General features: G+C 61.1%; 7 protein-coding genes. 1 reads left to right on the forward strand and 6 read right to left on the reverse strand.

What is annotated here, in order from left to right:
• From ABJK70_RS15495 to ABJK70_RS15510, 4 genes are all read right to left on the reverse strand, one after another.
• A partial coding sequence (locus ABJK70_RS15495; RefSeq protein ID WP_347258407.1) for an AI-2E family transporter occupies nt 1–1,086 on the reverse strand: 1,086 nt, incomplete at its 3' end.
• On the reverse strand, nt 1,086–2,306 hold the full coding sequence (locus ABJK70_RS15500) for a multidrug effflux MFS transporter (protein WP_347258408.1): 1,221 nt from the start codon (nt 2,304–2,306) through the stop codon (nt 1,086–1,088). The genes ABJK70_RS15495 and ABJK70_RS15500, both read right to left, overlap by 1 nt.
• A gap of 8 nt (nt 2,307–2,314) precedes the next feature.
• Entirely contained in the window at nt 2,315–2,872 is a 558-nt protein-coding gene (locus tag ABJK70_RS15505; RefSeq protein WP_156880969.1) for a hypothetical protein, read from the reverse strand.
• Between the two features lie 49 nt (nt 2,873–2,921).
• Nucleotides 2,922–3,137 carry a hypothetical protein gene (locus ABJK70_RS15510; RefSeq protein ID WP_156880970.1) on the reverse strand — a complete coding sequence of 72 codons (216 nt, stop codon included), beginning with the start codon at nt 3,135–3,137 and terminating at the stop codon, nt 2,922–2,924.
• A gap of 434 nt (nt 3,138–3,571) precedes the next feature.
• On the opposite strand from ABJK70_RS15510, the gene ABJK70_RS15515 reads away from it, so the two are divergent.
• Complete coding sequence (locus ABJK70_RS15515; protein WP_156880971.1) at nt 3,572–3,937, forward strand: STAS/SEC14 domain-containing protein; 366 nt, start codon at nt 3,572–3,574, stop codon at nt 3,935–3,937.
• 324 nt (nt 3,938–4,261) lie between these two features.
• Here ABJK70_RS15515 and ABJK70_RS15520 read toward each other — a convergent pair whose 3' ends face one another.
• Both ABJK70_RS15520 and ABJK70_RS15525 read right to left on the reverse strand, forming a co-directional pair.
• Nucleotides 4,262–6,766, reverse strand: a complete 2,505-nt coding sequence (locus tag ABJK70_RS15520; RefSeq protein ID WP_347258409.1) for a plasma-membrane proton-efflux P-type ATPase — start codon at nt 6,764–6,766, stop codon at nt 4,262–4,264.
• The coding region (locus ABJK70_RS15525; protein WP_347258410.1) for a glycosyl hydrolase family 65 protein at nt 6,763–9,111 on the reverse strand (2,349 nt) is incomplete at its 5' end. The genes ABJK70_RS15520 and ABJK70_RS15525, both read right to left, overlap by 4 nt.

Genomic DNA, 9,111 nt, shown 5'->3' on the forward strand with positions numbered 1-9,111 from the left:
CTTAATAGATCCGCCTTCGCCGTTTCCCGCGAGAGGCCCGCCTTTTTCTGGCCTGGATTCATCCTTGACGGCGACCTCCTCCGTGAGTGCGACTTCGCCTCTCAGCAGGTCCGCGATCGGCTGGGTGATTTCCAGCTGAGACAATAATATGGCGAACGCACTCGTGATCGGAGTCGCCAAAAGAATGCCCAATGGCCCCCACAAAGCTCCCCAGAACATACAGACCAGCAGCACCACCAAGGGATGCAGTCGCGCCGAGCTGCCGAAAATCCTCGGTTCGAGAAAATTGCCGACGACGAAGAAGAGCGTCCCCGGAAAAAACAGAGCGAAGATTTTCGCCGCAGTCGACAACTCGGGAGAAATGAGGATGATTGGCCAGGGCGCCACGGATGCGACCGTAGGTCCCAAGTAAGGAATGAAATTCAAGAGTCCCGTCATCAATCCGAAAAGCAGCGCGAAGTTGACCCCGGACAGGAACAAAGCCAGTCCGATGACCACTCCCACCACGACCGATATGACGATCTTGACCACGAGATAATGTTTGACGCGGCTTTCGATTTCGTACCAGACGCCGGCAGCGGGTCTTTGGCCGGACAGGACGACCAGCAGATAGGCGGTGAACACGAATGTCAGGAGGAACAGAGACAAGGCATGAATCAGGCTATTGGTGATGCCGAGGAGGAGGTTTTCTATCGGAATATGCCGAAGCGGTGCGATCAATTGGTTAGCGTCCAAATGCAGGCGTTCCAGAGGCAAATCCCTCAACGTGCTCTGCACTGCCCGGATCAGTTGGGTTTCATACATTGTGGCGGAGTTTGCCAACTGCTCGATGGAAGCCGACACGATCAGCCCGCCCAGCCAAAAAAGCAGCAGCGCAAGGCACAGGGTTATGAGGACCGCCAAGCCAACCGGAATGCGTAAGGCCCTGGCCTGAAGATTGACCACGGGCGAAAGACCGAGGGCGAGAAACACGCCCAGTACGAAAGGCATGAACACGTCTCGCAGCAGATGCAAGACCACCCCGCAAGCGATGACCGTAAGGACCAACAGGCTAATCGTCTGCAATCGTTGTTCGGAAATCTGCATCAATAACTCGTGGAAGCTGCCTTATCGGAGATGGCGTGCCCCAGTAAAGCCAATGAAAGACCTATGCCAATCAACAATGTAAAAGTGAAGAACACGGCAAAAGAAGGGCTGCCGCTCAGGATACTGATGAAATAAGTGCTCGCCGAGGCGACGCCCATGCTTAAGCTGCCGAGCATAGCAGAGGCCGATCCGGCGATTTTTTCGAAAGGGGTCAAGGCCACCGCGGTGGCGACGGGAATGACAAAAGCAATCCCGCTGAAGATCAACGAGATCGGCCCGAGCATGGTGAACAAGGTAACCCGGTGCTCGTGATTGAAATAGCCGATAGCTAGGGAACCGGCCAGCATGATCAGCCATCCGGCCACGATCAGCGTTCGATCGGAAACGAATTTACTCAACAGGCCGCAGGCGGCGGTACCCAGCAGGAAGGCGCCGCTGACGCAGGCCGTCACGATAATGAAGGTTTTGCTCGGCAGCCCGATTTCGATCATGACCAGAGCGGGAGCCTCGACCAGCGAGCAATAGACCACGCCTTCCCCTAGTCCGACCACCAGGACATAACACATGTAATCCGCATGCTTGAACAGGGAGAGGTAATTTTTCGCCACCCGGCCGGGGCGAATCGCGTCCGGATTCTCGTAGCGATTGGTTTCCGGGAAGAACAGCAGGAGACAGACCAGGAGCAACAAGGCCAGAATGGCCAGCAGATAAAAGTTGGCCTCCCAGCCGAAATAGTGATCCACGAGGCTTCCGGCGATGGGCCCGACCCCCGGCGCCAGCGCGAAAACGGTGTTGACTTCGAGAAAGACCTTGGTTTGCTCCTCCGGCGGAAAAGTGTCGCGAACCGCTGCGTTGGAGAGAATTCCGCCGGCACAGGCCCCCGCCGATTGTACGAAACGGCCGAACAGGATCATGTCGAGGTCGACGCCGACGGCGCAAATCAGCGAGCCCAGGAAAAACGTGGCGACGGCGAACAGGATGGTGGGGCGCCGGCCGAAACTGTCGGAGACCGGCCCATAGAGCAGCTGACCGACCGCAAATCCGACCAGGTAAACGGTCATCGTCAGCTGCGCCTGCCCATAAGTCACGTCCAGGGCCCGGGCGATATTCGGCAGGGAAGGGGTGTATTCCGTATCGCCGAAAGGCCCGAGCGCGGCCATGAAGGCCAGAATGAAAAAAGACGGCGTGGCCGACCGGGCCGAAGAGATCCTCAATTTCATGGGCATCTTCAGCCACGCCCGAAGCGGTCGGAATTCAGATATTTCTCGACATAGACGGCAAAAACGGCGCTGATGGCGGCGATCAACAGGATGATCCAGACAAACCTTTCGAAATAAGCCGCGAATATCGTGGCGATCGCCATCAGCAGCCCGATCAGATAAAAACGCCAGCCGACGTGGAGGCCATCAAGAAACGTGGCGAGCGACAGCAGGAGGAGGACGATCAGACCGCTGCCTTCGTAGGTCAATCGTCCGGTATTGACGAGCGACAGGCTGATGAGCACGGCGATCAGGGTTGCGCCCCAATGAATCAGTTGAACGGCCACCAGGTTGAGAAAAGGGGCCCCTTTTACACGGGGCCGCAGTTTTTCCACGATAATCGCCGCGGTAGCCAAAGCCGCGATCATGAAAATCCAGTAGAGCCAACTGCTGGCAGGGGCATAGTCGGTGATGCCGACGCCGAGCAGCACCAAGATCGTGCTTGCGAAATAAATCCACTCCTCGGCCTTGAATGTCGTCAGGACGGCGTTTATCCGGGCAACAAGGGACATTCTTTCGGCGGCCATAGTTGTCTCCCAAATCAGCTATCTTGGTCGGGGTTTTCCCCCGCTTGCTTCATCGAACGCCGATATCCGGAATGCAGGGACAATACGCATAAATTCCGCGCGGATGGTTCATCCAGGCGAAGGCCGTATCCTCGACCAGGCGGAGAACGCTGCGCGCGAATGGCATGGACCGCACACTGTCCCGAAGCAACTGCTTTCCGGGATATGGAAACCGTTCGTCGAGGCTTTTCATCAATCCGGTCGGCTCTCCAATCGGCGTCAGCATAGAGTCCGAAGCCCTTGAGCAATGCGTCGCCCATGGGGTCCAGGTAGATTTTCCGTGCTTGCGCGGCCGGAACATACTGGCCTTGGTCGTATCGGTGCGATGTGGCAATCACCGTTTTGCCGCTTTTTTCAAAACGGCGGATAGCTTCCGCGAGTTCCTGGAGCTGGGCCGGACCCGCATCGCCTAGGTCGTCCAGCTTCAGCCGCTAAAACTTGCCGCGTTCCGGAGTACCCGGCCCGGTTCCCATGATGCCACTCCATCGACCGACAAGCGGAGAAGGCGTCCGCACAGGATTAGACTGACTCTGTGCGCAACCGCTCCCATGGCGAAACTAAGGCTCCTTTTTCGAATTATCCGGTCTAAGCGGCGATTGGAAGCACTCTCGTAACCGCTGCCGCGGGTTAAGCAGCGGTTTCTCATGGGAGATCAAGACGATGATTACGCAAGTCGAAACCGGCTCTCCGAACATTCTCGCGTTCAGGCTCAGAGGAAAATTGCACGATGAGGACTACCGGACGTTCCTTCCCGGCGTGGATGCCGCCGTGGCGGCCGCGCAAGGCAAGCTTCGTCTCCTTGCTCAATTCGAGGATTTTCACGGTTGGGATGTACAGGCGGCTTGGGAGGACTTCAAGTTCGGCGTCCGCCACTATGCCGATTTCGACCGTATCGCCTTCGTCGGCGAGCGCCGCTGGCAAAAGTGGATGGCTGTCATCTGCAAGCCCTTTACCAAGGCGGAAGTGAAATATTTCGATGCATCCGAGATTGAGACGGCTTGGGCTTGGGTGCGGGAAGCGAGCTAGCGCATTGTTATACCGACTGTACGGGCACTCGCGAGTAGGTCGGGAATCCTTTTCCAATCGTAAACGGGCCTTTAATCGGCCCCTTCCAATCGCAAACGGCGTCTTCGGGAAGGGGCTGGCCGGGAGCGCCGAAGCCCCCCTTCCCGACGCCACGTCCCCGCCGAGTGTCTTCGTCGGCAAAGGATTGCCGACCTACGAAGGCTTGAATCCAGTCACCCGAGCCGTAGGCGCCAACGACGTCCGCGAAGCCTGTTTTGCCGTCTGAGCGCGATGCAAACGCTCTAAAAGCGGATTTTCGATGGCCGCGAATTCGCTCCTGATTTATCACCCGCCGGACGAATGCATCGGCCGGTGCACGCGCTCCAGGTGGCGCGCCTGAAACTCGGCGCGGTGCTCGATCAGGCGGTAGGCCATGATCTTCATCGGACTGGTGAGCAGGAACTCCGCCAGCGCGTAGCCCCAGACCGCCAGCGCGTAGGTCCAGCCGATCGGCTTCACGAACCAGCCGTACACCGCCGCCAGGGTCCCGACGATCTGGGTGGCTTCCGTGGTCAGAAAAAGTTTCAGGCCGGGGTAGGGCCGCTGCCAGATCGCTCCGGTATTGCGGGCGAGGTAAATCGTCAAGTGTCCCGCCACCAGCAATTTCAAGAAAATGACTGTCTGGATGAAGTCGCGGGACAGGCACAGGTATTCCTCCAATATCCAGAACAAGCCGAAGGTGAAGACGACTCCGATTCCGCCCAGCAGGCCGGCGACGACGAGCACCCGGTGCATGTCCCAGCGCACCGGACGGAGCGCAACGGGGGCATTGTCGTAGGCGATCATCATGATGGGAAAATCGTTGAGCAGCGCGAGGATGACGATCATGACCGCCGTCACCGGGTAGAAATGGAACACCAGGATGGACAGGGTCATGAACAGCAGCACGCGGATGGTCTCGGTGATGCGGTAGATGGCGTAGCTGTTCATGCGCTCGAAAATGCGCCGTGCTTCCTCCACGGCTCGGGTGATCACCGACAAGCCGGGCGCGGTGAGCACCAGATCGGCGGCGGCGCGGGCGGCATTGGTGGCGCCGCTGACGGCGATGCCGACGTCGGCTTGCTTGAGGGCGGGGGCGTCGTTGACGCCGTCGCCGGTCATGCCGACGATGTGCCCCTGCGCTTGCAAGGTCTTGACGATCTCGAACTTGTGCTCGGGAAACACCTGAGCGAAGCCGTCGGTCCGTTCGATCACGGCGGTCTTGTCAGGCGCGCCATTTCCGAACACCCGGTCGGCGGCCAGGATGTTCTGCCGCAAGCCCACTCGGGCGGCGATCTCACGGGCAATGGCCGAATGGTCGCCGGTGATCATCTTGATTTCGATCGCCTCGCCCAGCGCCTCCCGGATCGTATCCGCCGAATCGTCTCGGGGCGGATCGAACAGGGGCAGCAGCCCCAGGAAGCGCCAGCGACCTTCCGTATCGGTCCGGGCCACGCCCAGGGTTCGATAGCCTTTGCCCGCCAATGCATCCACCCGTTCCCGCACGGACCGGCGCAGTTCCGCGTCGGGTTCCGCCATATCGAGAATCACCTGCGGCGCGCCTTTCGCCACCCGGAAGCGTTCCTCCCCGTGCACGACTTCCGCTTCGGTGTGTTTGCCGACCGGGTCGAAGGGCCGAAAACCGGACACCGTGTAATCGCGAAGCCGGGCCGGGTCGGTCAGCCCTCTGAAAACGGCGGTGTCGATAGTATCCTTGCTGGCCTCCTGGGAGGCTAGGGCCGCGGCCAGGATCAAATCGGTCTCATCCTTGGTCTCGAACACGACCGGTTCGCCGAGGGTCAATTCGTTCTTGGTGAGCGTGCCGGTCTTGTCGCAGCAGAGAATATCCATTCCGGCCATCTCTTCGATGGACACCAGCCGCGACACGATGGCCTGCATCCTGGCCAGCCGCTCCGCGCCGACCGCCAGGGTAACCGAGAGCACCGCCGGCAAGGCCACGGGGATGGCGGCCACGATCAGGATCAGGACGAACAGCAGGGTCTCCACCGGTGAATCGTGGCGGAACAGCGCGACCACCAGGATCAGGGCGACCAGCGCCAGGGTGCTCAAAATCAAAAAGTTGCCGATTCTGAGCACCGCATGCTGAAAGTGGGAGACCTTGCCGGCCCGCTGCACCAGCCGCGCCGTCTTGCCGAAATAGGTCCGCATTCCAGTGGCGGTGACCACGGCCCGCATGGCGCCGAGTTTGGCCACGGAGCCGGAATAGGCGGCATCTCCCGCTTTCTTTTCCACCGGCAGCGATTCGCCGGTGAGCGCCGACTGGTCCACGCTGAGATAGGCGCCCTCGAACAGCCGGACATCGGCCGGAATGACGTCGCCGAGCTGGATTTGCGCGATGTCCCCCGGAACCAGCTCACGGGCGGGCAAATCCCGCCATTGCCCATCGCGACGAACCCGCGCCGTAAGCGCCAGCCTTTGTTTCAGGAGGGCGATGGCGTTATCGGCCTTGTACTCTTGCCAGAAACCGACGATGGCGTTGATCAGCAAGAGGCTGAAGATAATGCCGAAATCTTCCCAGCGTTGCACGGCGGCGGACAGTGCGGCGGCGATTTCGATCATCCACGGGATAGGGCCCCAGAAATAGCCGAGAAACTTCAGGACCGGACCGATGCGGCGTTCCGCCAACTCGTTGTATCCGTAACGGTCCAGGCGTCGCTGGGCCTCCTCCTGGCTCAGGCCGTCCGGCGAGGTTTCCAATTGCCGGAATTGCCGGCGAAGTTCGGGGAGCGGCATCCGGGCCGAGTCTCCGGTCTGCTCGGGCGCGTGTTCCTCATTCTTCGCCTGACTCATCGCGGTTGCTCCATCTCGTCAAGATTCCGTGTCACCGCCTCCCCGTCGCGGAGGACGAGACTTTCGCCGCGGTGGGTTATCGTCAGCCCGGCCGTTCCGCGAAGCCGATAGGTGACGGACCCGTTCTCGATTTGGACCTCCAGCCGCTGGCCGCGGATCGCCAGCGCGAATCGCAATCGCGCGACGTAAGGGCGTGGATCGAACGACAGTCTCCCGCCCCGGTCGCGCATCCCAGCCAGCCCGTAGACCGCCGCCATCCAGCTTCCGCCGAGCGCGGCGATGTGGCACCCGTCCTTGACGTTCCCGCCGACATCCGCCAGGTCCATGAGCAGGGCGTACATCCAGTACTCCAGCGCGTGGGCCCGATAGCCCAGTTCCGCGGCCACGATGCTCTGAATGCAGGCCGACAGCGACGAGTCGCCGGTCGTCAGCGGATCGTAGTAGTCGAAGTCTCGCCGCTTCTGCTCCGTGGTGAAATCCTCGCCGAGCAGGAACAGGGCGAAAACGACGTCGGTCTGCTTGAGGACCTGATAGCGGTAGATGACCAGCGGGTGGTAGTGCAGCAGCAGCGGGTAGTGGTCCGCCGGCGTTCCGGCGAAATCCCATACCTCGCGATTCAGGAAGCCGTCGTCCTGGGGATGGATGCCCAACTCCTCGTCGAATGCGATGTACATGGCATCTGCCGCTCGCCGCCAGTTTTTGGGTTCCTCGGGCGAGAGGCCCGTCCGGTAGACGAGTTCGCTGTACGCTACCGGATGCGCCGACCGCAGCATCTCGACCGAGTCGGCCGCATACCGCAGGTTCTCCCGGGCCATCAGGTTCGTGTACGTGTTGTTGTCGACGACAGTGGTGTACTCGTCCGGGCCGGTGACCGAGTTGATGCAAAACCGGTTTCCGCGCCGCTCCGAAAAGAACCCCAGATCGTACCAGAGCCGGGCTGTCTCTATGAGAATCTCGACCCCATAGCGGCGGAGAAAGTCCTCGTCCCCGGTCACCTCGACATACTTGCGGATGGCGTAGGCGACCGCCGCGTTGATGTGGTACTGGGCGGTCCCGGCGGCGTAGTAGGCCGATGCCTCCTGGCCGCTGATCGTCCGCCACGGGAACAGGGCACCTTTCTGGCTTACCTCCCGTGCCCGTTGACGGGCGGCGTCGAGCAAGCGGTAGCGGAATAGCAGCAGGTTTCGCGCCGCGCGCGGGTCGGTGTAGACCAGGAATGGGTTCACGTACATTTCCATGTCCCAGAAGTAATGGCCCTCGTAGGCCTGTCCGGTCAAGCCTTTCGCCGGGACGCCGGCCCCGTCCGCCCGGGCAGTGGCCTGGAGCAACTGGAACAGGTCCCACCGCATGCATTGCTGCGCCCTCGAGTGCGCCCCGCTCACCTCGACGTCGGACCGGTGCCAGAAGTCGTCCAGGTACTGCCGTTGATTCAGTAGCAATCGTTCGAATCCCTGGCGGAGAGCGCGGTCGAGCACGCGCCTGGTCCGGTCCAGCTGCTCGCCGACCGACACCGTCCGGGATGTGTGATACGTCAGAAACTTGGTCAAACGGATCGGCTTACCCGGCGTGGCCTGGGCCGAAAAGACGACGCGGTTCGCCTCGTCGGATTTCTCCTGTTCGACCGAGCATTCACATTCGGTCTGCAGAACGTGGTCGAAGCCGCAGGCGAGAGTCATGCGGCTGCTGCGGGTCGTGAAGCCGAGCAGGAGCCGGTACTTGTCCGCCTGCCGTATCTCGGGGATCAGCACGGACCTGTCGAGCCGGCGGGCGAGGCGGGGATCGTCTTCCCCTAGCATCCGGGGTTGCGGGTGTTGTACCAGTTCCGAGGAGAGGATGATCGGAGCCTGGGCATTGAGCACGGTCACCTCGTAGGAGATGGCTGCCAGGTGGCGTTCGGCAAACGACACCAGCCGGCGCGACCGGACCAGGACCTGTTTGCCTGTCGGCGTTTCCCAGAGCACTTCGCGGTCCAAGGTCCCGGCCCTGAGGTCCAGCGCCCGTTCGTACCGGAGCACGGGTGTCCGCGCGAGGTCGAACAACTCGTCGTCCACGTATAGCCGGATCACCTTTCCGTCCGGCACGTTGATGATCGTCTGTCCGGTCGTGGCGAAGCCGCGCGCCCGCTCGCCGTAGGGGATCGGCCAAGTCTCGTGGAACCCGTTGACGAAGGTCCCGTGCTCGTAGGCTGGCGTTCCCTCCTCGAAACCGCCGCGCATGCCGAAGTAGCCGTTGGCAGTGGCAAAGATGCTCTCCGTCTGGGACAGGAGCGCCGGGACGAATTCCCGCTCCACCATCCGCCAGTCCTCGACGGGATAGATGAATTCCGGCGGCAGTACGGGCTCGCG

It is taken from the genome of Methylocaldum sp. (assembly GCF_039794385.1).
Taxonomy (GTDB): domain Bacteria; phylum Pseudomonadota; class Gammaproteobacteria; order Methylococcales; family Methylococcaceae; genus Methylocaldum.

Coding starts and splice junctions, on each gene's coding strand:
- ABJK70_RS15500 (WP_347258408.1), bottom strand. CDS start 2,306: ATGAAATTGAGGATCTCTTCGGCCCGGTCGGCCACGCCGTCTTTTTTC.
- ABJK70_RS15505 (WP_156880969.1), bottom strand. CDS start 2,872: ATGGCCGCCGAAAGAATGTCCCTTGTTGCCCGGATAAACGCCGTCCTG.
- ABJK70_RS15510 (WP_156880970.1), bottom strand. CDS start 3,137: ATGCTGACGCCGATTGGAGAGCCGACCGGATTGATGAAAAGCCTCGAC.
- ABJK70_RS15515 (WP_156880971.1), top strand. CDS start 3,572: ATGATTACGCAAGTCGAAACCGGCTCTCCGAACATTCTCGCGTTCAGG.
- ABJK70_RS15520 (WP_347258409.1), bottom strand. CDS start 6,766: ATGAGTCAGGCGAAGAATGAGGAACACGCGCCCGAGCAGACCGGAGAC.